This window comes from Actinoplanes oryzae, from assembly GCF_030757795.1.
Classification (GTDB): domain Bacteria; phylum Actinomycetota; class Actinomycetes; order Mycobacteriales; family Micromonosporaceae; genus Actinoplanes.
Window position 1 is genome coordinate 1 of record NZ_JAUQWH010000102.1, and the last position, 24,847, is coordinate 24,847.

The window sequence follows — 24,847 nt, forward strand, 5'->3', positions numbered from 1 at the left end:
CCGAGCCGATCGACATCGACGGCCGGCCCGTACGCCCGTCGGTGAGCATCGGCATCGCGCTGTCCGGCCCCGGCGAGTTCACCGCCGACGAGCTGCTGCACCGGGCGGACGTGGCGATGTACCACGCGAAGCGGCGCGGGGGCGAGAGCCGCTGGGCCTGCTTCGCCGACACCATGGGCAGCGGGGACGAGCCGTCGCTGGAGGACGAGCTGCGCGCCGCGACCGCCGCCGGGCAGCTGCGCCTGGTGTTCCAGCCGATCGTCGGCCTGCCGGACGAGGAGCTGGCCGGCGTCGAGGCGCTGGCCCGGTGGGAGCACCCGCGGCTGGGCCTGCTGGAGGCGGACACCTTCATCCCGCTGGCCGAGCGGATCGGCGTGATCAACGACATCGGCCGCTGGGTGCTGCGTGAGGCGTGTTCCTACGCCCGCCGCTGGCCGCAGGTGCCGCTGCACGTCAACGTCTCGGCCCGGCAGCTCGAGGAGGACGGCTTCAGTGCGGAGGTACGCGCCATCGTCCGCACGACCGGCATGAACGCGAACCACCTGGTGCTGGAGGTGACGGAGAGCCAGCTGATCGTCGACGAGGTGCCCCGCGCGCACCTGCGGATCCTGGCCGACGAGGGGATCCGGATCGCCCTGGACGACTTCGGCACCGGCTACTCGTCGCTGAGCAACCTCACCACGCTGCCCATCGACATGCTGAAGCTGGACCGGGTCTTCGTCGCCACGCTCGACAACTCGGCCGAGGGCGCCGCCGTCGCGCAGGCCGTGCTCCGGCTCGGGCGGGTGCTGGGCATGGAAACGGTCGCCGAGGGCGTGGAGACGGCTGCCCAGGCTCGCGAGCTCACGTTGCTCGGCGCCTCCAAGGCGCAGGGGCACTACTTCGCCCGTCCGCTGCCCGCGTCCGAGATCGACGACCGCATCGCCGCCTGGTCGGACAATCGATATGGCCGGTCGTTGCGGGCGTGACGCGAATTGTGGCAATGGTCACGAAAGCAATTGTCGCGAAGTCGTCATAAAAGGAACTGCGGGCGGGGGCCGAAGCCCCCGCCCGCAGCGGTGAACAACCTGTGGTGAAAAGGTCAGCCGGCGTTGATGCGCAGCGCCTCGAGCCGCTTGCTCTGGCCCTCGGTGCCCGCCACGGCCGGACCCCGGCCCCGGTTGGTGCTCCAGCGCTGCCAGCCGATGTCCTGGACGTGGCCCTGCAGCGCGATGTCGCTCCGGCTGTCGATGCGGACGGCCTCGAGGCGCTTGTCGCCCCGGAAGTCGCCCACGGTGACCCACTGGCCGTCACGGGCGCGCTCGGTCCGCTCCCAGCCACGGTCCTGCACGTGACCCTGGACCGTCAGGCCGCCGAGGCGGATCGGCATGATCCGCAGGGCCTCGATCGCCCGGCTCTGGCCGGTGGTGCCGACCTCGACCTCGTCGCCGCACTCGACGCGGGACCAGCCACGCTGGCCGTCGATGAGCGCCTGCACGCAGACACCCTCGTTGCGACGGTTGGCCATGAAGCGCTTCACGGCGAAGTCCGACGCCTGCGAGGCGCCGGGGTTGTTGCGGTCCCGGTCCGGGCCCTTGTCGGCGGGGGCGGCCGACGCGACGGAGGCCAGGGCGGGAACGGTGACGGCGGCGGCGGCGATGCTCGCCACGGCCGCCTTGCGGAGGAATTTGACGCTGAACATGTCGCTATTTTTACCGGCAAAACGGGCGCAAAAACCACGCGCCATGCCGAAAAGCCGCAAAAGCAACTTCTGGGTGATAGACGTTCGGACGAATAGTTTGTCCGCTTTTCGGGCAGGGGTATTAATGGATCAAGTCGAGCAACGCCCCGGCGACTCGGGAACTGCCGTTTCCGTCCACCGCTGACCAGGCAATATTGGCCAATGTGCCCCGGGCCGCCGGATCCGTGAGCAGATTTCGGAGCAGCCCGGTCGCCGCCGACACGTCCGGCCCGGGTGTCCGCAGGGCGGGGAGGTGTCCCAGGCCCGCGGCGAGTCCCCGGGCCGTCGCCCGGCCGTAGCCGATGATCTGGTTGTCCACCACCCAGACCAGCGCCGCCGGCAGTCCCAGGCAGAGCAGCTCCCAGGTCGACGTGCCGCTGGCGCTCACCACGAGGTCCGCCTCGGCCAGGAGTTTCGGCAGCTCGTCGGTGGGGTCGATGATGTCCAGCCGCTGCCCGGCCCCGGGCGTACGGGCGCTCAGCTCGGCGCGGAGCCCGGCGTCGGCGGCCACCACCGTGGCCGTGAACGCGGCGCCCGTGCCGATGAGCAGGTCCGCCACGACGGGCGCGGCGCGGTAGGCGTCCGTACCCCCGAAGAAGGCCACGACCCGCGGCGCGCCGTCGGTGCGCGGCACCGGCGGTGTGGGCGGGCGCAGGTCGCGGATCGCCCGCCGCAGCAGGGCGTAGTCGAGCCCCGCCAGCCGGATCGAGCCCGCAGGCAGGGGCGGGGTGGCCAGCTCGGCGTCGAGGTTCTGGTCGACGTAGACGTCGGCGGGCAGGCCCCGCAGGTCGCCGTCGACGATGGCCAGCACGGGCCGGCCGGACCCGCGCACGGCACGGGCGTGCGCGGGCGGGATCTCGTACGAGTCGATGATCACCGCGTCGAGCCCGAGCTCCTCCGCCGCGGCGACCAGGCCGGCCGCGTCCTCCGGAGCCGGATGCCACGGCAGCCCACGGGAGAGCAGCTGCTGCTCCGCCCACGGGACGCCGCCGAGGTCGCTGAGGAAGTGCACCGCCACGCCGCGCGAGGTCAGCTCCTCCGCGAGCGCCACACACCGGACGAGATGCCCGACACCGCGCTTGGGCCCGGCATCGCACCGGATCCCGACCGTCACCGTCATGCCGTCACCGTCATGCTGTTTCCCCCCGGCATGCTCTCCCGGCCCTCGCCGTCCCGGCCGCGAACCACCTGCGCCCTGCGCAGCTCGGTGCAGTCGATCATGCCTGAGCGAGTTCCTTCTGCCGCACGTGCGCGTTGAGCTCGGCCAGCTCGGGACGATCGGCCAGCCACGAGGCCAGCGTACGCACCGGCACCGGCCGGTCCCCGAAGTGCGCCACGATCGCCTCGATCAGCCGCCAGTCGTCCTCGGTGTCCAGCGTCAGCCGCAGGTGCGACAGGTCGGGCTGCAGCGTCAGCCCGAGCACGTTGTAGTCGTACGGGTGCGAGTACACGTACGACGTCACGTGCGTCCGGTGGTGCTCGGTCGCCAGCTTGTCGATCTCGCGCAGCACCTCGGTGCGGACGATCTCCACGTCCAGCCCGCGCGGCAGCGTGCGCGCGATCGACGTGGTCAGGTAGTCGAGGTCCGGGGTCGCCGCGAACACCCCGGCGGCCAGCATGATCAGCTCCGGGTCGAGCAGCGGGCAGTCGGCCGTGAAGCGGAGCACGGCGTCGGAGTCGTCGTCGCGCTCGTCGAGCACCCGCAGGAAACGGGTGAGGACGTCGTCGACCGGTCCACGGTGGACCTCGACGCCGATCTTCTCGCACTCGGCGACGACCGCGTCGTCCCTGTCCTCGGTGGTGGTGGCGACGACCAGGTCGTCGAGCACCCCCGAGTCACGGGCCGCGCCGACGACGCGCTCCAGCACCGTGCGGCCGTTGAGCCGGCGCAGCACCTTGCCGGGCAGGCGGGTGGAGCCCATCCGGGCCTGGACGATTCCCAACGTACGCATCATTTGTCCTTCGGGAAAGCGAGGCGGACGGCCTTCCGGGCGGCGCGGGCGCCGAGCTTGGAGATCCGGTAAGTGGCCTTGCCGCTGAACAGGTCGATCTGGAGCTGGGCCTTGCGCAGGGCGCCCTCGCGCTTGGCGAGCTCGGCCTCGGTGTGCCGGATGCGCTCGCCCGCGTCGGCCAGTTGTTCCTCGAGCCGGCGGACGCGCTCCTCGTGCTCCCGCAGCGAGTCGGGCGGGGGCAGGGTTTCCCCGGAAGGCAGCGCAGCGGGTTCGAGCCCCGCCGCCGCGTGCAAGATCGCGGAAAGCGTGTCCACATCTCCGGCCGCCGGCCAGGGATGGTCGTACCCGCCGCCCAGCACTACCGCGGCGAATCGCCGAAGCATGTCCGATTCGTCCGGCGCGGCGAACAGCGGCACCAAGCGGTCCCCGTCGACAAGCACGTTGTCCGCGGTCTGACCGGGCACCTGGGCAACCCAAGCGGTCAGCAACCGCCGCAGCGCCGGGAGATCGTGCCGCAGGCAGGCGCCGAGCAGCAGCTCCTCCAGCAGCCGGCCGTCCGGCAGCGGCGGCATCGGCCCGTCGCCGAGCACCGCGGCGGGCAGACTCACCGCGGGTGCCGTGCCCTCGAAGGCCAGCACCAGCCACACGGGTGCCAGCTCCGGGCCGAGACCGGCCCGCACCGCCGTCGCCGCCAGCCGGCGCGGGTCGCTGAGCACCGGCTTCGCCGCGTAGGCCCGCGCCACGGCCCCCGCGATCGCCGCCGACAGCGCTCCGGCCGGGCCGTAGCGCAGCCGCGACTCGTCGGTGATCAGCGTGGGCGCGGCGGGCAGCGGCCAGGCCGCCGCCGACCAGGCCACGGACAGCCCGAAGCCGCCGGTCAGCTCGCGGAGCCGGGCGGGCGTGCCGGGCCGGGACTCGTCGAACTCGCCGAGCGGCTGCCAGTCGGCGTCGGTGTGCCCGGCGGTGACCGAGGTGCGGTCGACCAGGCGGTGCACGCCGAGCTCGTTCTCGACGGCGAGCAGCAGCGCGCCGCCGGGACGCAGGGTGCGGCGCAGGGCCTGGACGCTGGCGGCCCAGTCGTACTGCGGGCTCTCCACCGAGCACAGCCGCCGGGTGCCGTCGAGGGCGACGACGAGGTCGTACTCGTCGTCGGGCAGTTTGGCGATGTCGCCGCAGAGCACGGAGACCCCGGTCGCGCTGAGTGCCTCCGCATCCGGCTGGCTGCGGACCAGGCAGGTCACTTCCGAGTACGCCCGGAGCGCCTCGATGACGTCACCGGAGTGCGGCCCCGCCACCAGCACCCGCCCGCCCGGGGGCAGCGCACTCACCAGAAAGGAGTAGGCCGGGCCACCGGCCGGCTCGGCGTCGGACCAGTCGGCCATCTCGCCGCCCAGCATGCGCACGGACCCTGAGCTTTCCGGGGTATGCCCTCCTGGCCCTCGCCGTTGCGGGCCGTCCTCCGCTCGCGGTGCGCGAGGCTCGGTGCAGTCGGTCATACCGCGGCCCAGCCCAGCGTCAGGGCCAGCTCGGCCGGCGAGGCGATGATGTCCGCGCCCAGCTCGGCGCGCGCCGACGCGATGGCCGCCCGCGGCTCGGGAAACTTGCCGTGCAGCTCCGGCCAGGTCCGGCGGATGCGCTCGGCGATGGTGGTGACCTCGCCACCCAGGTGCATGGGATCTCCGTAGACGGCCGGCTCGCAGCCCACCGCGGCGCCGTAGAGCACGGCACTGCTCAGCCGGTTGGAGGCCACCCGGCGGTGTCTGCGCAGCTCGGCGAGCTGGTTGTGCAGGAAGCGCGGGTCCGTGTCGCGCCACATGAAGCCGCGGTAGCCGTGGCAGATGACCCGGCCCGCCTTCTCGTAGCGGCGCCGGACCCGCTCGTCGCGGTACTCGTGCCAGTACAGGCAGAAGGTGACCGGGCCGTCCTCGGTCTCGACGATCTCGTCGATCAGCCGCTGGTGGTCGCCGGCGATGTGCTGACCCTCCCACCCGTGGAACGGGTAGTAGATCGTGCCCTCCCGCTCCGGCGGCGCAGCGGGTTCGGACAGCGAGAGCAGGTAGAGGAAGGGGGCGCCGATCGTCGTGGCGTACCGGCGGCCCATGGACCAGGCCCGCCGCCGGGTCCGCTCGGACCAGACGAAGATCGGCCGCCCCGACACGTACGGCGTCCCCACTCCCAGCCCGTCCACCACGTTCCAGCCGTGCTGCACGTACCCGTTGATCCGCGGGGGATTCTCGGGGTCGAGGCCGCAGTACTCCGCGAGCACGTGGGCGTGCCCGTAGAAGTGGTTGGCGTGGTGCACTCGGTCAGCTCTCCAGCACGGTACGCAGCGTCTCGACGACGCGGTCCTGGTCGGCGTCGGTCAGGTCGTAGAACAGCGGCAGCGAGATCTCCTCGGCGTAGAAGGCCTCGGCGTTGGGGCACATGCCGCGCCGGTAGCCGAGGTCCTCGTAGACCGGGTGCCAGTACGCCGGGATGTAGTTGACCTGCACCCCGATGCCCGCCGCCCGCAGCCGCTCGAACACCTCGCGCCGGCGCCCCCCGAGAACGCGCACCGGATAGAGGTGGCGCATCGGGTCGACGTACTCGCGCGTGGTGGGCAGGCGCAGCCCGTCGACGCCCGCCAGCAGCTCGTCGTAGCGTGCGGCGAGGGCCACCCGGCGCGCCTTGAACGCGCCCAGCCGGCGCAGCTGCGAGCTGCCCAGCGCGGCCAGCACGTCGGGCAGCCGGTAGTTCAGCCCGAGTTCGTGCACCTCGTGGAACCACGGGCCCTCGTCCTGGCGCCGCAGCTTCTCCTTGTCCCGGACCAGGCCCACCGTGCGGAAGATCCGCGCCCGCTCCAGCAGCGCGGGGTCGGTCGACGCGACAGCGCCGCCCTCGCCCGTGGTGAGGTTCTTCGTCGGGAAGAAGGAGTATGTGGTCAGATCGGCGAGGGTGCCGACCGGCCGGCCCTTGTACGTCGACCCGATGGCGTGCGCGGCGTCGGCGAGCAGCACGGCGTCCGCGCTGTCCGCCACCTTGCGCAGCTCGTCGTACTCGGCGGGGTGCCCGGCGTAGTCCACGGCCGCGATCACCTTGGTACGCGACGTCACCGCCGCCCCCGCCGCGATCGGGTCCAGGTTGGCGGTGTCCTCCTCGACGTCCGCGAAGACCACCTTGGCGCCCAGCATCGAGGCGGTGCCGGCCGTCGCGTAGAACGTCATGGGCGTGGTGACGACCTCGTCACCGGGGCCGACCCCGGCCGCCGCGTACGCGGTGTGCAGCGCCGCGGTGCCGTTGGTGACCGACACGCACGGGGCGCCGGCGATCCGCTCGAGGTCGGACTCGAACAGCTCGACCCGCGGGCCCGTCGTCAGCCAGTCGCTGCGCAGGGCGGCGGCGACCGCGTCGATGTCGTCCTCGGTGACGTTCTGCCGTCCGTACGGAAGCATCAGTTGTCCTTGATGAGGTCGCGCATCTCCTCGACCTCGAGCCACAGGTCGTTGTTGTCCGACCGGTAGTTGAAGCCGTCCGGCACCGGCTCGCCGCCCTCGGGGGTCTTGTATCCCCAGCTGGCCACGACCGGCTGGACCACGTAGCGGTCCGGGAAGCGCAGGGTGCGGCGGCTGTCGTCGGAGGCGATCATCTCCTCGTGCAGCTTCTCGCCGGGGCGCAGGCCCGCCTCGTGCGTGGGCGCGTCCGGCGCGACGGCCTCGACCAGGTCGAGGATGCGCATGCTCGGGATGCGCGGCACGAAGAGCTCGCCGCCCTGCATCACGTCGAAGGAGTCGACGACGAACTTGACGGCCTGGTCGAGGGTGATCCAGAAGCGGGTCATCCGCTTGTCGGTGATCGGCAGGCTCTTGCCCTCGGCGTTGAGCTTGCGGAAGAACGGCACCACCGAGCCGCGGCTGCCCATCACGTTGCCGTAGCGCACGACCGAGAGGCGAGTCGGGTGCGTGGCGGCGTAGTGGTTGCCCGCGATGACCAGCTTGTCGGCGACGAGCTTGGTCGCGCCGTAGAGGTTGATCGGGCTGGAGGCCTTGTCCGTGGAGAGCGCGACGACGCGCTGCACGCCGGCGTTGATCGCGGCGTCGACCACGTTCTGTGACCCGTTGATGTTGGTCGCGATGAACTCGGAGGGGTTGTACTCCGCCGTGTCGACCTGCTTGAGGGCGGCGGCGTGGACGACGTGGTCGACGCCGTGCATGGCCCGGCCCAGGCGCTCCTTGTCCCGGATGTCGCCGAGGAAGAAGCGCAGGCGGGGGTCGTCGCCGAACATCTGGCGGACCTCGTACTGCTTGAGCTCGTCGCGGCTGAAGACCACGATCCGCTGCGGGTCCAGGTTGGCCAGCGCGTAGCCCAGGAATGCCTTCCCGAACGAACCGGTTCCACCGGTGACCAGGATGGACGAACCGCTCAACACACTCATGAATTGCTCCCGGGGGTGGGCACGAACCTTCGGCACAGCGTCTGAGATTCGGAAGCATAATCACGAGATCCAGCATTTCCAGGGGCTGCGGAAGATGCCCGTCGCTATTCATGCCGAGTTCATTTGCGCGTGGTCGTGACGTTGCGGGACCTGCGGCATGGTTGACCTCCTCTGAACAACCCCCATTGGAGTCGAACCCGTGATCGAGCTGCAGAGACTGCGTGAAGTGTTCCGGACCGCCCTGGACCTGGAGCCGGACGCGCCCGTGGACGATCTGCACTACCAGGACAACGAGAAGTGGGACTCGCTCGCGCACATGTCGCTGGTGGCCGCGCTCGAAGATGAATTCTCGGTGATGATCGACACTGATGACGTCATCAACATGTCCTCCTTTGCCGAGGCAATGCGAATCCTGGGTAAATACGGGGTGGACTTCAATGAGTGAGCGGGTGGCGCTGGTCACCGGCGCCTCCCGGGGAATCGGCTATGCCACCGCTGCCCGGCTCGCGGAGCAGGGCTACGACCTCGTCGTGCACGGCCTGCGCGCCGAGTCGGCCGAGCGGGCCGCCGAGGAGCTCGCCGGCAAGCATGGCGTCACGGTTGTGCCTACGCACGGTGACGTTGCCGACCCGGCGACGAGCAAGGCGATGATGCGGACGGCGTTCGAGACGTTCAAGCGCCTGGACGCGCTCGTCGTCAACGCCGGCACGCACGCGGCCGGCGTCCTCGGGATGACCCCCGACGCGTCGATCGAGCGCCTGTTCGCCGTCAACGCGGCCGGGGCGGCGTACACCCTGCAGAACGCGGTCCGGTTGCTCGGCCGCGGCCAGGACCCCGCCGTCGTGCTGCTCTCCTCGGTGACCGGGGTGCAGGGCATCGCCGGTCAGGCGGTCTACGCCGCCTCCAAGGCCGCGGTGAGCGGCCTGACGAGGTCGGCCGCCAAGGAGCTCGGGCCCCGCGGGATCCGGGTCAACGCCGTGGCGCCCGGCTTCATCGCCACCGACATGCTCGACACCCTCGACGAGGCCGGCCGGGCCGAGCGCGTCGCGGCCACCGCGCTGCGCCGCCTGGGCGAGGCCGGCGAGGTCGCCGACGTGATCGCATTCCTGCTCTCCGCGCAGGCCCGGTTCGTCACCGGGCAGGTGCTGGGAGTCGACGGAGGAATCTCGCTGTGAACCTGCTCCAGCCCGGAGCGCGCGTCGTCGACGCCGCGACCGGGGAGTCCCTGCGGTCCGCGGACGTCGACGCCGCGGCTGCCTACTACGCCGCTCAGCCGCCGGGAGTGGTGTTCGCGCTGTTCGCGACCACCGTGCCCGCCATCGCGCGGTACCTCGGCGCGCTCGCGGCGAACCGCCCGGTCGCGCTGCTCGACCCGTCGCTCGACCCCGCCGCCCTGCTCGACTACGTGACCCGCTTCGAGCCGGCCCTGGTCACCGGCGTCGCCACGGAACCGCCCGCGGGGTACACCGCCGACGGCGACGTGTGGGTGCGCCGGACCCCGGCCGCCCCGGTGCACCCCGAGCTGGCGCTGCTGCTCACGACCAGCGGCTCGACGGGCAACCCCAAGCTGGTCCGGCTCAGCCGCACCGCGCTGCTGGCGAACACCTCCGGCATCGTGGCCAGCCTCGGGATCGCCGCGGACGAGGTCGCCGTCACGACGCTGCCGCTCTTCTACTCGTACGGGATGTCGGTGCTGAACAGCCACCTGCTGGCCGGCGCCACCGTGGTCCTCGAGCGCGGCGGCCTGCTGCAGCGCGACTTCTGGACCGTCGTCACCGATCACAAGGTGACCTCGCTCGCCGCGGTGCCGTACCAGTACGAGATGCTCCGCCGGCTCAAGTTCGACCCGGCGAAGTACCCGGCGCTGCGCACGATGACGCAGGCCGGCGGCCGGCTGCACACCGAGCTGGTCACCGACTTCGCCGGCCGCATGGCCACTGTCGGCGGCCGCCTGGTCGTCATGTACGGCCAGACCGAGGCCGGCCCGCGGATGTCCGCCCTGCCCGCCGACCGGCTCGGCGACAAGCTGGGCTCCGCCGGTCTGCCCCTGCCCGGCGGCTCCTTCGCGATCGAGGACGACGAGGTGGTCTATCGCGGACCCAACGTCATGATGGGGTACGCCGAGACGGCCGCCGATCTGGCCCGCGGCGACGACCAGGGCGGCGTGTTGCGCACCGGCGACCTGGGACATCTGGACGACGAGGGTTTCCTCTTCCTCACCGGCCGCCTCAAGCGGATCGGCAAGGTCTTCGGCGTACGCGTGAACCTGGACGACGTCGAGAAGAAGCTGGCCGCGCACGGTGCCGTCGCGGCCGTGGCGGGCGACGACAAGCTGCACGTCTTCGTCGAGGGAGCCTCCCCGGCCGCCTCCGGCGCCGTCCGCAGCGAGCTGGCCGAGTTCCTCGGCACCCACTCGTCCGGGCTGACCGTTCGCGGGATCGACGCCCTTCCTCTGCTCCCGACGGGCAAGATCGACTACCGCTCGCTGGAGGGCTTGGTATGACCGTCTTCACTCTGGATCAGCCGGCGCGTGAGGCGTTGCTGCACAAGGAGTTGTCGGATCTCACCGACTTCCACCGCTCGCACTCGGTGGAGTACGACCGCATCCTGACCGCCTCGGGATTCACCTCCGCGAAGACCGTGGCGGAGCTGCCGTGGCTGCCGGTGCGCCTCTTCAAGAACCTGACCCTGAAGAGCATTCCGGACGACGAGGTCTTCAAGGTCCTCACGTCGAGCGGCACCACGGGCGAGGTCAGCAGGATCTACCTCGACAAGCACGCCGCCGCCGAGCAGACCCGCCGCCTGGGCGCGACCCTGCAGACGGTGCTCGGCCCGACCCGGCTGCCGATGATCCTGGTCGACTCCAAGGGCATCCTCAAGGACCGCCGCTCGTTCAGCGCGCGTGGTGCCGGGGTCCTCGGCATGGCCACCTTCGGCCGCGACCACGCCTGGGCGCTGGACCCCGAGGGCAACCCCGACCTCGACGCCCTGCGCGGCTTCCTGGCCAAGCACGGGGACAAGCCGTTCCTCATCTTCGGCTTCACGTTCCTGGTGTGGCTGCACCTGTACGAGGTCGCCCGCGACCACGGCCTCGACCTGAGCAACGGCATCCTGATCCATTCGGGCGGCTGGAAGAAGCTTGTCGACCAGGCCGTCTCCCCGGCGGAATTCCGCCGCAGGTTGCAGGCCGACACCGGGCTGACCCACGTGCACAACTACTACGGCATGGTCGAGCAGATCGGGACGATCTTCCTCGAGGGGCCGTCCGGGGGTTCGCTCTACTGCCCGGACTTCGCGGACGTCATCATCCGCAACCCGGAGACCTGGGAGGAGCAGCCCGTCGGCGAGCCCGGCCTGATCGAGGTGGTCTCGACCCTGCCGACCTCGTACCCGGGGCATGTGCTGCTGACCGAGGACCTGGGCGTGCTCGACGGCATCGACGACGGGGACTGGCCGGGGAAGCGCTTCTCCGTGCTCGGCCGGCTCCCGCGCGCCGAGGCCCGGGGCTGCAGCGACACGTACAGAGAGGCAGCCTGATGGAGATCCGGTTCGGTTCCGCGGAGCTCTCCGACGAGCGGCTGGCCGTCGGCGACCCGCGCGTGGTCGACTTCCTCGGCAAGTTCTCCCGGAAGCTGCTGGCCGTCTCGCGCCGGCACCCCGAGCTCGGCTCGCTGGGCTTCTTCCTGCGTCCGGCGGAGCTGCAGCGCGCGGTGGCCCGCATGGCGTCCACCGACGGCACGTACGTCTTCCCGCGCGGCAACGTCTTCCACGTGCCGCCGGCCAATGTGGACACGATCTTCGTCTACTCCTGGGCGCTGTCCGCGCTCGCCGGCAACCGCAACATCGTGCGCATCTCGTCGCGGTCGGCGGGTGCGGCGGAGACCGTGCTCGAGGCGCTCAACGCGACGCTGCCGGACGCCGACCCGATCATCGGGCGGACCCAGAGCATGGTCACGTACGGGCGGGACGACGCGATCACCGCCCGCTTCTCCGCCTGGTGCGACCTGCGGGTCATCTGGGGCGGCGACTCGGCGGTCGACGCGCTGCGCAGGCACCCGCTGCGGCCGTCCGCACGGGACTTGACGTTCCCCGACCGTACGTCGTGGGCTGCTCTGTCCGTGCCCGGCTGGCTGGCGGCGTCGCCCGAGGACCGGCGCGCGGCCGTGGTGGGGTTCGCGAACGACGCGTACTGGTTCGACCAGGCTGCGTGCTCGTCGCCGCGGACCGTCTTCCTGGTCGGCGGCTCGCCCGAGCAGGCCGACGAGGTGCGGTCCGGGTTCCTGCCCGCGCTCGGTGAGGTCGTGGCCCGGCGCGGCTGGGTCGTCGACGCGGCGATGGCCGTGGAGAAGCGGGTCAACGCGTACGGGCTGGCCGCCTCGGGTGCCGTCTCGGCGATCGCGTTCCCGGAGAACGCCGTCACCTCGCTCGCGCTGGCCGACCCCTCGGACGCGCCGCGCCGCTGGATCGGGGCGGGAGCGTTCCCCTTCGCGCACGTGGCCTCGCTGGCCGAGCTGGTGCCCGCCATGAACCGGCAGGACCAGACGTTCAGCCACTTCGGGTTCGCGCCCGCGGAGCTGCGCTCGTTCGCCGGAGCCCTGGCCGGCCGCGGCGTGGACCGCATCGTCCCGTTCGGCTCGGCGCTGACGTTCAGCTCGATCTGGGACGGCTACGACCTGCCGCGGGAGTTCACGCGGCTGACCACGCTCGAGACCTAGACCCTCCGAGGGGAACAGCCCCGTGCAGAGCATCGTCCTGTCGGTCGTCGTGCCGATGTACAACGAGGAGGCCGTGATCCCGGCACTCGTCGACCGTCTGCGCCCGGCCCTCGACAGCCTCGATGTCTCGTACGAGGTGGTCGCGGTGGACGACGGCAGCGGCGACCGCACCGCCGAGCTGGTGCTCTCCCGGGCTGCCGAGTGGCACGAGCTCCGCCTGGTGCAGCTGCGCCGCAACAGCGGCCACCAGGCGGCGCTCACCGCCGGCCTGCACCGCGCCCGGGGCCAGTGGGTGGTCAGCATCGACGCCGACCTGCAGGACCCGCCCGAGACGATCGCCGAGATGCTGCGCACCGCCCGCGACGAGGGCGTCGACGTCGTGTACGGGGTCCGTTCCGACCGCAGCACCGACACGCCCTTCAAGCGGCACACCGCGGGCGCCTACTACCGCGTCATGCGCCGCCTGGTCGGGCCCGGCATGCCCGCGCAGGCCGGCGACTTCCGCCTGCTCAGCCGCGAGGTCGTCGACGTGCTGAAGGCGCTGCCCGAGCGGGCGCCGGTCTACCGCCTGCTCGTGCCGTCGCTCGGCTTCGCCTCGGCCACCGTGACCTACGCCCGCGAGCGGCGAGCCGCCGGCGAGACCAAATACCCCCTCCGCAAGATGGTGGGCCTCGCCTGGGACAGCACGGCGAACTTCTCGGCGGCCCCGCTGCGGCTGGCCACCTGGCTCGGCGTGACCGCCTTCCTGATCTGCCTGGGCCTCATGGTCTTCGGCGTGATCGTCTGGTCGAACGGCACGGTGATCCCGGGCTGGACGTCGCTGTTCCTCGCCGTGCTGCTCCTCTCCGCCGTCCAGCTGATCTGCCTCGGGCTGCTGGGGGAGTACGTCGCCCGCATCTACCGGACCGTGCAGAGCCGCCCGACCTTCCACATCGGATTCGACTCCGCGTCGGCGCCCGTGGTCTCCCCCGACATTCCTCAGCAGCGCTCTCCTGCGGCGGTGCGGTGACAGCCAGTCTCTCCCGGCGCGCGGCCGTTGCTCTTCCCTGGTTGCTCGCCGTTGCTGTGTTCGTTGTCGCGCTGCTGCTCACCGACGTGGGGCCGGCCGCCGTGGCCCGCTATGCGGCGTACTTCGCCGTGGGCGTGGTCCTGCCGGGCACGCTCGTGCACCGGGCGTTCCGTGGCTCCGGCACCCTGGGTCTCGGCGCCGCCACCGGACTGCTCGTGCAGCTCGTGGGGTGGGCGCTGGCCGCTGCCACGGGGCTGCAGCAGGTGCTGTGGTGCTGGCCGCTGCTCGTGATCCTGGTGTTCGTGGCCGTGCCGCCGCTGCGCCGGCATTGGCGCCGCCCGCCCGGCCCCGGCCTGCCGGTGCTGTGGCACTGGGCGATCTGCGGGGTGCTGGTGCTCACGGTCGGCTGGGCCGCGTCCTCGTGGGTGCTGGTCCCGGTGCCGCCCGCGGACGCCTCCTACTACCCCGACCTGCTGTACCACCTCGCGCTGGTGCACGAGATGACCCGCTCGATGCCGTTCGAGGTGCCGCAGCTCGCCGGCGACACGCTGCGCTACCACTATCTGTCCGACGCCGACATGGCCGCCGCGAGCATGATCACCGGGCTGCCGGCGGAACTCGTCCTGACCCGGCTGTGGATGGTGCCGATCGCCGCCACCGCCGCGCTGGTGATCGACGCCATCGCCCGTGAGGTGAGCGGACGCTGGTGGGCGGGCCCGCTCGCCGCGGCGGTCGCGCTGATCGGTGCGCCGCTCACTCTCGGCGCGGAGCTGGTCGCGTACGGGAACAGCCCGCTCGTGTTCGCCAGCCCCTCGCAGACGTACGCCGTCCCGCTCCTGGGCCTGCTGACCCTGATCGCGGTCGACCTGGTGCGCGGCGGCCGCCTCGGACCGGTCTGGTTCCTCGTGCCGGTGCTGGCGCTGGCGTGCGCGGGCGCCAAGTCCAGTGCGCTGCCTCCCCTGGTCGCCGGGGTGGCCCTGTGTCTCGTCGGCAAACGGCGGTCGTGGGCCGTGCTCGGCTTCCTGGTCGCGCTTGCCGTTCCGATGTACCTGGGCACGCGGCTCTTCGCGGGCGGGGGCGCCGGCACCCTGGGCGTCCAGGCGCTCAGCGTCCTGCGCTGGATGCCGCCCTACGCCGAGACCCTCGGCGTGAACGACGGTGTCGTGGCCGGCGGCCTGCTGCCACCCGGCCTGCAGGGCGCGACCGGCCCGGCGTGGGCCTTCGCCGTCGCCGTCATCGTGTGGTGGCTGCTCATGGAGTCGCCCCGCTGGCTGGGGGTCGTGGGCCTCTCTCGTCGCCGCGACCCGGCCTACTGGCTGCTCAGCGGCATGATCCTCGCCGGGCTCGGCGCGACGTGGCTGCTGTGGCACCCGTCGGCCAGCCAGCTGTACTTCTTCCTGTGCGCCCTGCCGGCCGGCGCCATCCTGACCACATGGCTCCTCGCCGACCAGGTGCGCCGCTGGTGGGTGCCCGCTGCCGGCCTGGCCGCGGGCGCCGTCTGGGCCGTCGCCGCCCCCGACGTCTTCACCCCGGTCGGCCGAACCTCGTGGCACGACTGGTTGTGGGCCATGGCGACGCCGGCGCTGCGCGCGCTGATCCCGGTCGCTCTCGGGCTGGTGCTCGTCCTGGTGCTGCGCAGGAGCGTCCGCTCGCTGACGGTGGCTGTGCTCGCGGCCCTGCTGGGCGCCAGCGTGGCCGGCGGCATGGAGACCCAGGCCCGCACGCTGTGGACGGCCGCCTTCGGCAGCGCTTCGCCGCTCCCGTACACGCGTACGGTCTTCCGCGAGGAGATGAGCGCGGCCCTGTGGGTGAACGCCAACACCCCACCCACCGACGTGATCGCCACCAACGTCCACTGCATGCCCATGAACCGCTACAAGCCCTGCGACGCCCGCTCCTTCTGGGTCACCGCCCTCACCGGCCGCCGAACCCTCGTCGAAAGCTGGGCCTACTCCGACGCCACCGTGGCCGCCAACGGCACCGACGGCCTCAAATACGTCCTCCAGCCCGCCCCCGACCCGGCGAAATTCGACCTCAACCAGAAGGTCTTCACCACCCCCACCCCCGCCGACCTCCACACCCTCCGAACCACCTACGGCGTCAAATGGCTGGTAGCGGACCTCCGAGCCGGCAAGGTCTCCCCCCAGCTGGCAACCCTCACCAAGCTCCGCCACACCGAGGGCCCCGTCACGATTTACGAGCTCTGACTCCGCCCCGAACGCCGCCGGCCGCCGTTATCCACAGGGCTGTGGACAACTTGTCACCTGTGCCGCCGATCCTGGTTATGGTCGCCGGAGCATTGGGCTGCTGCCTTCAGCGGGCCGGGCCGGCTCGTGTGGTGCAGCTTCGAATTAGAAGCAAGTACCATAGTGGGGTGACGCAGAGCCATGATCTGGATCCGGAGAAGCTGGCCGCCTATCTGGCGCTCAAGGAGGTCTCCAGCCTCCTGCAGGATGCCGTTGAGCAGCAGCTCAAGGCGGACGGGGGGCTGACCGGGACGCAGTTTCAGATTCTCGCCATGCTGGGGGACGCCCCTCGGCACAGCATGCGGATGACTGATCTAGCGGACGGGATCGTGCACAGTCGCAGTGGGCTGACCTATCAGGCGGCGCAGTTGGAGAAGGGCGGGCTTGTCACTCGGGGGCCCAGCGAGGACGACGAGCGGAGCACGGTGGTCACGCTCACGGACTCGGGGCGGCGGTTGCTCCTTCAGGTGCTTCCGGGGCATGTCGAGGTGGTGCAGACGTTGCTGCTCGACACGCTGAGTGATGCGGACATTGCTGCCATCACCGACATCATGGGGCGGGTGCGAACCTCCATGCGGGCACGGCCGCCCCGATCAGCCCGGCGCAGGCAAGCGACCTCCTGAGGAAGGCCCCGGCGCCAGAGAACCGGCCGGGCGAGGAGGGAGGCGCGCCTGGAAGACAGCTCAGGAGACGGCCTGCGCATGGGTCACCGCGCGCTGCTCGGCGGCCGCTGAGTGGATCATTGCGGCGATGCCCTCCATCGGGTCGTCTTCCGTTGTGCCCAGGTAGTTCTTGGTGATGGCGATGGCCAGTTTCAGGTCGGGGTAGAAGCCGGCCAGGCTGCCCCCGTTGCCGCTCCAGCCGATGCGGGCCCCGCCCAGCTGGGAGACGTACCCCAGGGTCTTGGGCAGGTCGCCGTTGAAGGCCCAGTCCGGGCCGCTGGTCAGGACCGTGGTCACCTCGCGGAGGTGGTTCTCGGAGATGAGGCGGACGCCGTCGACGTGGCCCATCAGGGCGGCGTACATGCGGGCCATGGCGCGGGCGCTGACCGTCGCCACCGCGGGGATGTCGGTCTGCATGATGTCGCGGCGGTTGGCGAGGGCGGCTTCCGGGCGTACGCCGGGGGGTGCGATCTCGTCGAAATGCTCGATGTTGGCGCTGAGCTGGTCCAGGGCCATGCGCCAGTTGCGGTCCTTGAGGCGGGCGCAGCGGTTGAGCTCCTGGGGCGGGACACCGAAGAAGAGTTCGCGGTCGGCGCCCAGCGGGCGGGCGATGTCCTCGGCGACCACCCAGGCGATGGGGCGCTGGGTGGCGCGGCGGACCACCTCGCCGATCAGCCAGCCCCAGGTCCACTCGTGGAAGCCGTGCCTGGTGCCCGGCGTCCACGACGGGGTGGAGCCCGCGATGGTGCGGCACATGCGGTCCCAGTCGAGGAAATCCTCCGGCGTCGTGTACGACGGGAGCGCCGGCACCCCGGCCGAGTGCGTCAGGGCGTGGCGCAGCGTCGTGGCGCCCTTGTCGTGCCGGGCGTACTCGGGCCAGACGTCGGCGATGCGCAGGTCGTAGTCGATCTTGCCCTTCTCCGCCAGGACGTGGACCGCGGTGGCGGTCAGGCCCTTGCCCGTGGAGAAGCTGAAGAACGGGGTGTCGGGCGTGACGCGGGTGCCCGTCGACTCGTCGGCGAGCCCGGAGGTGGCGTTGACGATGAGCTCGCCGTCGAGGTAGGCGGCGACCTGCACCCCGATCTCGCGACCCGCGAACACCAGCGAGTCGATCTGCCGCTGCACCGCGGCCTGGAGGTTCATCCAGCTGGTCACGGGTTCAGCATCGCGCAGGAAGCGAACCGTCATGGCCGAATCGCGCAAGGTAGGGCCAGCACTACCATCAACCGGGTAGCGAGCGGGATCGGGGAAAGTGCCCCGGCCGCATAGATTCGCCTCATGACTCCCACCCGCCGGGTGTTCCGCCAGGTCGGCCTCGACACCCAGTTCGTTCTTCTCGGCTTCCCGCTGGGCCTCGTGACCCTGGTGCTCACCCTGGCCGGCCTGGGTCTGGGCATCGGTGCCGGCATCCTGTGGTTCGGTGTGCCGATCCTCGCCGGCACGCTCATGGTCGCCCGCGGCTTCGCCACGCTGGAGCGGCACCGGATCGGTCCGGTGCTGGGGCGGCGGCTGCCCCATCCGTATTACAAGAGAGCCGCGCCCGGGCAGTCGTGGGTGCGCAAGCTGATCACCCCGATCACCGACGGCCAGGCCTGGCTCGACTGGGTGCACGGCCTGTTCCGGTTCATCCCGAGCACGATCGCCTTCTGCTTCGCCGTCGTGTGGTGGGCCGGGCTGCTGGCCGGGTTCAGCTATGGGGCCTGGGGCTGGGCGGTGCCCAACGGGCCCGACAACCAGCAACTGCCCGAGCTGCTGGGCATGGGCGAGTCCTTCGGCGCGGCCGTCGTGTTCTACCTGGCGCTGGGCGTCTTCTTCCTCGGCACGCTCTATCCGGTGCTGCGCGGCATGGCGATGATGGAGGCGTACTTCGCCCGCGGGCTGCTCTCCGGCGTGAGCGAGCTGCGGGAGCAGGTCGCCGAGGCCACCGCCGCCCGGGACACCGCCCAGGCGCAGAAGGCGGCCGCGGTCTCGGCCGAGGCCACGGCGCTGCGCCGGCTCGAGCGCGACATCCACGACGGCCCGCAGCAGCGGCTGGTCCGCCTCGCGATGGATCTGGGCCGGGCCGAGCAGCAGTTCGCCACCAACCCCGAGGCGGCCCGCGCGACCGTCGCCGAGGCCCTCGCGCAGACCCGCGAGACCCTGGATGAGCTGCGTGCCCTGTCGCGCGGCATCGCCCCGCCCATCCTGGTCGACCGGGGTCTGCAGGCGGCGCTCACCGCCCTGGCCGGCCGCTGCACCGTGCCGGTGGACCTGGACGCGCCGGTCGCCGAGCGGCTGGACCCGGTGGTCGAGAGCACCGCCTACTTCGTGGTCGCCGAGGCGCTCACCAACGTCGCCAAGCACAGCCACGCCGCCGAGGTGCAGGTGACGGTCCGGCGCGAGCTGACCGGGCTGATGATCACCGTGGCGGACGACGGGGTCGGCGGCGCCAGCACGGCCAAGGGGCACGGGCTGGCGGGCCTCGGCGACCGGGTCGAGGCGGCGGGCGGCGTGCTGAGCATCACCAGCCCGGCGGGCGGCGGCACGACCCTGACAGCGGCACTGCCGCTCTGAGCAACCCGGCAGCGGTTACGCTGCCGGGCATGCGCGTGGTTATTGCCGACGACGCCGTGCTGCTGCGCGAGGGGCTCGTCCGCCTCGTCCGGGAGAACGGCTGGACCGTCGAGGCAGCGGTCGGCGACGGCCCGTCCCTGGTGGCGGCCATCGAGAAGCACCGCCCCGACATCTCCATCGTGGACGTGCGCATGCCGCCCAGCCACACCGACGAGGGCCTGCGCGCCGCCGTCGAGGCGCGGTCGCGGGTGCCCGGGAGCCCGATCCTGGTGCTGTCCCAGTACGTCGAGGTGACCTACGCCGACGACCTGCTCGCCGACCGCCGGGGCGCGGTCGGCTACCTGCTCAAGGACCGGGTGTCCGAGGTCGCCGACTTCCTCGACGCCCTGCGCCAGGTCTCCGGCGGCGCCACGATCCTCGACCCCGAGGTCATCAGCCAGCTGCTGGTGCGCCGGCGCCGCGACGACCCGTTGCGGACGCTGACCCCGCGCGAGCGGGAGGTCCTGAGCCTGATGGCCGAAGGCCGCTCGAACACCGCGATCGCCCGGAAGATGGTCGTCACCGAGGGCGCGGTCGAGAAGCACGTCCGCAACATCTTCACGAAGCTGAGCCTGCACCAGGACGAGGAGCAACACCGCCGCGTCCTGGCCGTGCTGACCTACCTGCAGGGGGAGAAGGGGTAGGGCAGGCCCTACCACCAACCGGGGTGCTGAGGGGATCGTTGCCGGTCGCCGGGCTCCATAGCGTTTCTGGGCATGGGAAACGGACAGGAAGTCACGGGAATCGCGGCACGGGCCGCGATGTGGAGCGCCCGCCACCGGGCGCTCGCGATATTCGGCTGGGTGGCCCTCGTCGCGGCGATGGTCGTCCTGAGTGGACTCATCGGCACCACCGAGGCCGACGGCGTGCAGACCGGCCACGGCGAGTCGAAGCGCGCGGACCGGATCGTCGCGGACGCCGGCTTCCCGGAGCAGCCGGCCGGCGAGATGGTGCTGGTGCAGGGCGACGGGCGGGAAGCCGCGGTTGCCGAGGTGGTGAAGGCGCTGCGGAAGCAAGCGGAGGTCACCGGCCTCGGCGAGCCGCTGACGTCACAGGACGGCCGGTCGACGCTGGTGAACTTCAGCATCGTGGGCGACCCGGAGACCGCCGAGGACCGCGTACAGCCGGTGCTCGACACCGTGGCGGCCGTGCAGGCGCAGCACCCGGAGCTCTACATCGCCGAGGCCGGGTCCGCCAGCGGCGACAAGATGATCGGCGGCGAGCTGGACGCCGGGCTGTCCCGGCTGTCGATGCTGTCGATCCCGATCACGATCGGCATCCTGCTGGTCGCCTTCGGGGCCGTGGTGGCGGCGCTGCTGCCCGTGGGCCTGGCCGTCACCGCGGTGGTGGCGGCGACCGGCCTGCTCGCCGTGGCCAGCCGCCTGGTGCCCACGGTCGACACGACGATGCACGTGATGCTGCTCGTCGGCCTGGCGGTGGGGGTCGACTACTGCCTGTTCTACATCCGGCGTGAGCGGGACGAACGGCGGCGGGGTGCCGACGCGCACCGGGCCCTCGTGGTGGCCGCGCAGACGTCCGGCCGCTCGATCTGGGTGTCCGGGCTGACCGTGATCGCCGCGATGGCCGGCATGTTCCTGACCCGGGACGCCGTGTTCAGCAGCTTCGCCGTGGCGACCATCCTGGTGGTGGCGACCGCGGTGCTGGGCTCCCTGACCGTGTTGCCCGCCATGCTCTCCGTGCTCGGCGAGCGGGTGGACGCGATCAAGATCCCGGGCCTCTACCGCCGCCGTACGGACAGCCGCGTCTGGAACGCCGTCCTCCGCGTCGTCCTCGCCAGGCCGTTGCTCTCCGCCCTCGCGGCGGTGGCGGTCCTCGGCGTGCTCGCGGCGCCCGTGCTCGGCATGAAGACCAAGGGCGAGGAGCTGACGGACTTCTCGCCGGGCATCCCGACCGTGCAGGCGCTCACCCGGATCGCGGAGGCGTTCCCGGGCGAGGGCAGCCCGGCCGAGGTGGTCGTCCGCGCCGACGACGTGACGGGAGCGCCCTTCGAGACGGCGGTCGCGGACTTCAAGAAGGCCGCGCTGGCGAGCGGCCGAATGCAGGAGCCTGTCGACGTGCGGATCAACCCCGCCGGGACGGTCGCCGTGGTCTCCGTGGTCCTCACCGGCGACGATCGCGCCGCTCTCACCACGCTGCGGAAGCAGGTGGCCCCGGAGTCCTTCGGGAAGCTGCCCGGCGCGACCGTGGCGGTCACCGGCGAGACGGCCGAAACAGTCGACTTCGGCAACCGGCTCAGCGCGTCCCTGCCATGGGTCTTCGCCTTCGTGCTGGGGCTCGCGTTCCTGCTGCTGCTCGTGTCGTTCCGCTCGGTCGTGGTCGCTGCCACCGGCGTGGTGCTGAACCTGCTGTCGGTCGCCGCCGCGTACGGGATGCTGGTCTTCGTCTTCCAGGACGGCCACTTCGAGAACCTGCTGGACTTCCAGTCCGGCGGCGGCATCACCAACTGGATGCCGCTGTTCCTCTTCACGATCCTGTTCGGGCTCTCGATGGACTACCACGTGTTCGTGCTGAGCCGCATCCGTGAGGGTCACGACCAGGGCCTGCCCACGCGCGAGGCGGTCGCCCGGGGCATCGGCGGCACGGCCGGCGTCATCACCAGCGCGGCCGTGGTCATGGTGGCGGTGTTCGCGCTCTTCGCCACCCTGCCGCTGCTCAGCACCAAGGAGCTCGGCGTCGGCCTCGCCGCCGCGGTCCTGCTCGACGCCACGCTGATCCGGGCGGTCCTGCTGCCCGCGGTGATGGTCCTGCTCGGCGAGCGCAATTGGTGGCTGCCGCGCTGGCTGAACTGGCTGCCGCAGGTCGCCCACGACACCACCCCGGCCGGACCCGAGCCCGCCGGCCGGCACCGTGAGCTCATAGCAAGCCGCTAGGCAGAGCAGGGGCCCGTCGGGTGACGGGCCCCGCAATGCTCACTTCTTGAAGACGTCCTTGATGTTCTCGCCGGCCTGCTTGAGCTTCGAGCTCTTCTGGTCGGCCTTGCCCTCGGCCTCGAGCTGCTCGTCGTCGGTGGCCCGGCCGATGCCTTCCTTGGCCTTGCCGCCGAGCTCCTCGGCCTTGTTGTCGATCTTGTCGTCGGCACCCATGACAAACCTCCAGGGGGAGCGGAGTTCTACGCCCTGGTCATACCCACTGGTGTCCCCGGCAATCCCGCCCCGCTGCGCAGCAGGTCGCCGAGCATCTCGGGAGGCATCGGCCGGGCGAAGTGGTAGCCCTGGGCGGCCACGTACCCCTGCTGGAGCAGCATCTCGGCCTGGGCGGCCGTCTCGACGCCCTCGGCGACCGCGTGCAGGCCGAGGACCTGGGCGAGGTGGATGACGGCAGCCGACATCGGCACGCGGTCGTCGGGCTCCGACTGGGTGAAGGAGCGGTCCAGCTTGATCTCGTCGATCGGGCACTCGTGCAGCATCGACAGCGTCGAGTGGCCGGTGCCGAAGTCGTCCAGGCTGATGCGTACGCCCAGAGCCCGCAACCGGTGCAGATTGGTGACCGACAGCCCGGGCTCCAGCGCCATCGTCTCGGTGATCTCCAGAACGACCCGGTCGGCGGGCAGGTCGTGCTCGGCGAGCAGCGCGGCGACGCCCTCCGCGAAGCCGGGTTCGCGCAGGTCCCGGGCCGACACGTTGACGTTGAGCGAGCGCGGGGCGGCGTCGCCGTGCTCGGCGATCCACGCGGCGAGCTGGGCGAAGGCCGTCCGCATGACGAGCGCGCCGAGCGGGACGATCAGGCCGGTGCGCTCGGCGACCGGGATGAACGCGTCCGGGGCGAGGGTGCCGCGGACCGGGTGGGCCCAGCGGACCAGCGCCTCGGTGCCGGTGATGCGGCCGTCGACCAGGTCGACGATCGGCTGGTAGAGCAGGAAGAACTCGCCGGCGGCCAGGGCGTCGCGCAGCTCGGCGCCGAGGTGGGCGTGCGCGGTGCCGGTGTTGGCCATGCCCGGCTCGTAGTGCAGGTAGGAGGTGCCGGCGAGCTTCTTGGCGGCGTACATGGCGATGTCGGCGTGCCGGAGCAGCACCGAGGCTTCGTCGCCGCTGCGGCCGTCGGCGATGCCGATGCTGGCGCGGATCGGCAGCTCGTGCCCGTCGGCGTAGACGGGCTGCTGCAGCGCGTTGGACATGCGCTCGGCGGCCAGGTCCGCGGCCTGCGGGTCGGCGTCGTCGAGCACCACCACGAACTCGTCGCCGCCGAGCCGCGCGACGGTGTCCTCGACCCGGATGCAGCCCTCGAGGCGCTTGGCGACGCCGATGAGCAGCTGGTCGCCGACCTCGTGGCCGAGGGTGTCGTTGACCTCCTTGAAGTCGTCGAGGTCGATCAGCGCCACGGCCACCGGGCGGTCGCCGGGGGCGGTCAGGGCCTTCTGCAGGCGGGTCTGGAACAGGGCCCGGTTGGGCAGCTGGGTGAGGGCGTCGTGGGTGGCGCCGTGGTCGAGCCTCTGCAGCAGGCGGTTGTTGTCGCGGAAGGCGATGAGCTGCCGCAGGACGACGAGCGCGGTGAGGGTCACGGCGGCGGCCACGACGATCGTCTCGTCGGCCGCCTCGACCCAGGTGACGTGGACCAGCAGCGCGTCGACGGCGGCCACGGCGACGTACGGGAGCGGGCTGAAGGACCGGCGGCGGGCCGGCGGCTGACCGCGGCGCTTCACCGGGACGGCCTCGGCGCGCTGCCGGGCGGCGGCCCACGCGGCACACAGGAAGATCCCCGGGTACGTGACCATGCCCGGGAACAGCGACGGGTCGATGTCCTCGAGCACCGGGCGGCTCAGCGGCGCGAGCGCCCCGACGAAGATCGCCGCCGCGAGCAGCCGTAGGGCGGTCCCGCTGACGTGCAGGTGGCTGGAGAGGATGACCTTCGACACGGCGAAGAGCGCCAGCAGCGACAACACCGTCAGCAACAGCGACACCGCCGTGCCCACCCCGCTGCCCAGCGTGGGGGAGAAGTGCGAGATGAACAGCGTCGCGGAGAGGGCGACCGTGCCGGCGTCGAGGATGACGCGGGCCACCTCGCCGGGTGTCCGCGTGTTCAGCGGCAGCCGGTAGAGCGCGTAGATGATGATCAGCACGGCGGGACCGCTCAGCGACAGCATGACGTTGCCGGTGTGGGAGCCGTACGGGTCGGTGGCGGTGAGCACGTCGACGGCCTGCGCGGAGACGGCGAGCGTGATCAGGCCCACCACGGCGGTCATGTGGCGCCAGAAGCGCTGTGTCGGGGCGGGCAGGGCCGGCAGCACGGCGGTGCGCCGCACGGCGAGCAGGCTCACGACCCCGGCGGCGACGGTGGGCAGCCACAGCAGGATGCGCGGGCCGACCGATAGCACCAGGTTGACCGCGAACCAGACGAGGGCGGCCACCGCGATGCCCACCGCGGTCCGCAGGAGCGGATCAGGGCGTGCGGATGTGCCCACGCGTGCCTCCCAGTGAGTCGTTACCCAGGAACCATCGGCCGTCCGGGGAGTCGGTCAAGTAATTCGCGAGGTGTCCAACCGGGGTTACGACTTTCGTCACTCTGAGGGCGAAACCTGTCGG

Annotated in this window: 22 protein-coding genes; 12 read left to right on the forward strand and 10 right to left on the reverse strand. The window is 71.6% G+C overall.

Translation table 11 applies throughout. The features are described 5' to 3' along the window. Positions 1 to 968: putative bifunctional diguanylate cyclase/phosphodiesterase (locus RBH18_RS27965; RefSeq protein WP_306213006.1), on the forward strand; the 968-nt coding region annotated here is incomplete at its 5' end. A 113-nt stretch (positions 969 to 1,081) separates the two neighbouring features. On the opposite strand, the gene RBH18_RS27970 is transcribed toward RBH18_RS27965, so the two are convergent. The 7 genes from RBH18_RS27970 to pseB all read right to left on the reverse strand — a co-directional run bounded on the left by RBH18_RS27970 (position 1,082) and on the right by pseB (position 8,077). After that, positions 1,082 to 1,681: a hypothetical protein gene (locus RBH18_RS27970; protein ID WP_306213008.1), complete on the reverse strand. Its 600-nt coding sequence runs from the start codon at positions 1,679 to 1,681 to the stop codon at positions 1,082 to 1,084. 121 nt (positions 1,682 to 1,802) lie between these two features. Continuing rightward, entirely contained in the window at positions 1,803 to 2,840 is a 1,038-nt protein-coding gene (locus RBH18_RS27975) for a PseG/SpsG family protein (protein ID WP_306213011.1), read from the reverse strand. Positions 2,841 to 2,937: 97 nt separating this feature from the next. Next, entirely contained in the window at positions 2,938 to 3,675 is a 738-nt protein-coding gene (locus RBH18_RS27980; RefSeq protein ID WP_306213013.1) for a cytidylyltransferase domain-containing protein, read from the reverse strand. Further along, on the reverse strand, positions 3,672 to 5,069 hold the full coding sequence (locus tag RBH18_RS27985; protein ID WP_306213062.1) for a class I SAM-dependent methyltransferase: 1,398 nt from the start codon (positions 5,067 to 5,069) through the stop codon (positions 3,672 to 3,674). The genes RBH18_RS27980 and RBH18_RS27985 overlap by 4 nt, the downstream gene beginning before the upstream one ends. Positions 5,070 to 5,164: 95 nt before the next feature. After that, the gene (locus RBH18_RS27990) at positions 5,165 to 5,974 is read right to left on the reverse strand and encodes a hypothetical protein (RefSeq protein WP_306213015.1); all 810 of its coding nucleotides are present in this window, start codon (positions 5,972 to 5,974) and stop codon (positions 5,165 to 5,167) included. Between the two features lie 4 nt (positions 5,975 to 5,978). Then, positions 5,979 to 7,103: a DegT/DnrJ/EryC1/StrS family aminotransferase gene (locus RBH18_RS27995; RefSeq protein ID WP_306213017.1), complete on the reverse strand. Its 1,125-nt coding sequence runs from the start codon at positions 7,101 to 7,103 to the stop codon at positions 5,979 to 5,981. Then, positions 7,103 to 8,077: a UDP-N-acetylglucosamine 4,6-dehydratase (inverting) gene (gene pseB, locus RBH18_RS28000; RefSeq protein WP_305786181.1), complete on the reverse strand. Its 975-nt coding sequence runs from the start codon at positions 8,075 to 8,077 to the stop codon at positions 7,103 to 7,105. The genes RBH18_RS27995 and pseB overlap by 1 nt, the downstream gene beginning before the upstream one ends. Before the next feature lie 208 nt (positions 8,078 to 8,285). On the opposite strand from pseB, the gene RBH18_RS28005 reads away from it, so the two are divergent. The 8 genes from RBH18_RS28005 (at position 8,286) to RBH18_RS28040 (ending at position 16,676) form a co-directional block, all read left to right on the forward strand. Further along, positions 8,286 to 8,528, forward strand: a complete 243-nt coding sequence (locus tag RBH18_RS28005; RefSeq protein ID WP_372338996.1) for an acyl carrier protein — start codon at positions 8,286 to 8,288, stop codon at positions 8,526 to 8,528. After that, complete coding sequence (locus RBH18_RS28010; protein ID WP_306213021.1) at positions 8,521 to 9,258, forward strand: SDR family NAD(P)-dependent oxidoreductase; 738 nt, start codon at positions 8,521 to 8,523, stop codon at positions 9,256 to 9,258. The genes RBH18_RS28005 and RBH18_RS28010 overlap by 8 nt, the downstream gene beginning before the upstream one ends. Further along, positions 9,255 to 10,586 (forward strand): AMP-binding protein, encoded by a 1,332-nt coding sequence (locus RBH18_RS28015; protein WP_306213023.1) that lies wholly within the window; start codon positions 9,255 to 9,257, stop codon positions 10,584 to 10,586. The genes RBH18_RS28010 and RBH18_RS28015 overlap by 4 nt, the downstream gene beginning before the upstream one ends. Next, positions 10,583 to 11,620, forward strand: a complete 1,038-nt coding sequence (locus RBH18_RS28020; RefSeq protein ID WP_306213025.1) for a LuxE/PaaK family acyltransferase — start codon at positions 10,583 to 10,585, stop codon at positions 11,618 to 11,620. The genes RBH18_RS28015 and RBH18_RS28020 overlap by 4 nt, the downstream gene beginning before the upstream one ends. Beyond that, positions 11,620 to 12,798: an acyl-CoA reductase gene (locus tag RBH18_RS28025; protein WP_306213027.1), complete on the forward strand. Its 1,179-nt coding sequence runs from the start codon at positions 11,620 to 11,622 to the stop codon at positions 12,796 to 12,798. The genes RBH18_RS28020 and RBH18_RS28025 overlap by 1 nt, the downstream gene beginning before the upstream one ends. 22 nt (positions 12,799 to 12,820) lie before the next feature. Further along, on the forward strand, positions 12,821 to 13,807 hold the full coding sequence (locus tag RBH18_RS28030; protein WP_306213029.1) for a glycosyltransferase family 2 protein: 987 nt from the start codon (positions 12,821 to 12,823) through the stop codon (positions 13,805 to 13,807). A gap of 41 nt (positions 13,808 to 13,848) precedes the next feature. Further along, positions 13,849 to 16,014, forward strand: a complete 2,166-nt coding sequence (locus RBH18_RS28035; RefSeq protein WP_306213031.1) for a hypothetical protein — start codon at positions 13,849 to 13,851, stop codon at positions 16,012 to 16,014. 167 nt (positions 16,015 to 16,181) lie between these two features. Next, positions 16,182 to 16,676, forward strand: coding sequence for a MarR family winged helix-turn-helix transcriptional regulator (locus RBH18_RS28040; RefSeq protein ID WP_306213033.1), 495 nt, complete (start codon positions 16,182 to 16,184; stop codon positions 16,674 to 16,676). 60 nt (positions 16,677 to 16,736) lie between these two features. Here RBH18_RS28040 and RBH18_RS28045 read toward each other — a convergent pair whose 3' ends face one another. Then, positions 16,737 to 17,870: a serine hydrolase domain-containing protein gene (locus RBH18_RS28045; RefSeq protein WP_306213035.1), complete on the reverse strand. Its 1,134-nt coding sequence runs from the start codon at positions 17,868 to 17,870 to the stop codon at positions 16,737 to 16,739. Between the two features lie 123 nt (positions 17,871 to 17,993). Here RBH18_RS28045 and RBH18_RS28050 point away from each other — a divergent pair, with 123 nt between their 5' ends. The 3 genes from RBH18_RS28050 to RBH18_RS28060 all read left to right on the forward strand — a co-directional run bounded on the left by RBH18_RS28050 (position 17,994) and on the right by RBH18_RS28060 (position 22,198). Next, on the forward strand, positions 17,994 to 19,268 hold the full coding sequence (locus RBH18_RS28050; RefSeq protein WP_306213037.1) for a sensor histidine kinase: 1,275 nt from the start codon (positions 17,994 to 17,996) through the stop codon (positions 19,266 to 19,268). A gap of 29 nt (positions 19,269 to 19,297) precedes the next feature. Then, entirely contained in the window at positions 19,298 to 19,951 is a 654-nt protein-coding gene (locus tag RBH18_RS28055) for a LuxR C-terminal-related transcriptional regulator (RefSeq protein WP_306213039.1), read from the forward strand. 72 nt (positions 19,952 to 20,023) lie between these two features. After that, positions 20,024 to 22,198, forward strand: coding sequence for an MMPL family transporter (locus tag RBH18_RS28060; RefSeq protein ID WP_306213041.1), 2,175 nt, complete (start codon positions 20,024 to 20,026; stop codon positions 22,196 to 22,198). A 39-nt stretch (positions 22,199 to 22,237) separates the two neighbouring features. Here RBH18_RS28060 and RBH18_RS28065 read toward each other — a convergent pair whose 3' ends face one another. Both RBH18_RS28065 and RBH18_RS28070 read right to left on the reverse strand, forming a co-directional pair. Further along, positions 22,238 to 22,411: a CsbD family protein gene (locus RBH18_RS28065; RefSeq protein ID WP_305785808.1), complete on the reverse strand. Its 174-nt coding sequence runs from the start codon at positions 22,409 to 22,411 to the stop codon at positions 22,238 to 22,240. 26 nt (positions 22,412 to 22,437) lie between these two features. Continuing rightward, positions 22,438 to 24,726 carry a putative bifunctional diguanylate cyclase/phosphodiesterase gene (locus RBH18_RS28070; protein ID WP_306213043.1) on the reverse strand — a complete coding sequence of 763 codons (2,289 nt, stop codon included), beginning with the start codon at positions 24,724 to 24,726 and terminating at the stop codon, positions 22,438 to 22,440. Positions 24,727 to 24,847: the final 121 nt, after the last annotated feature.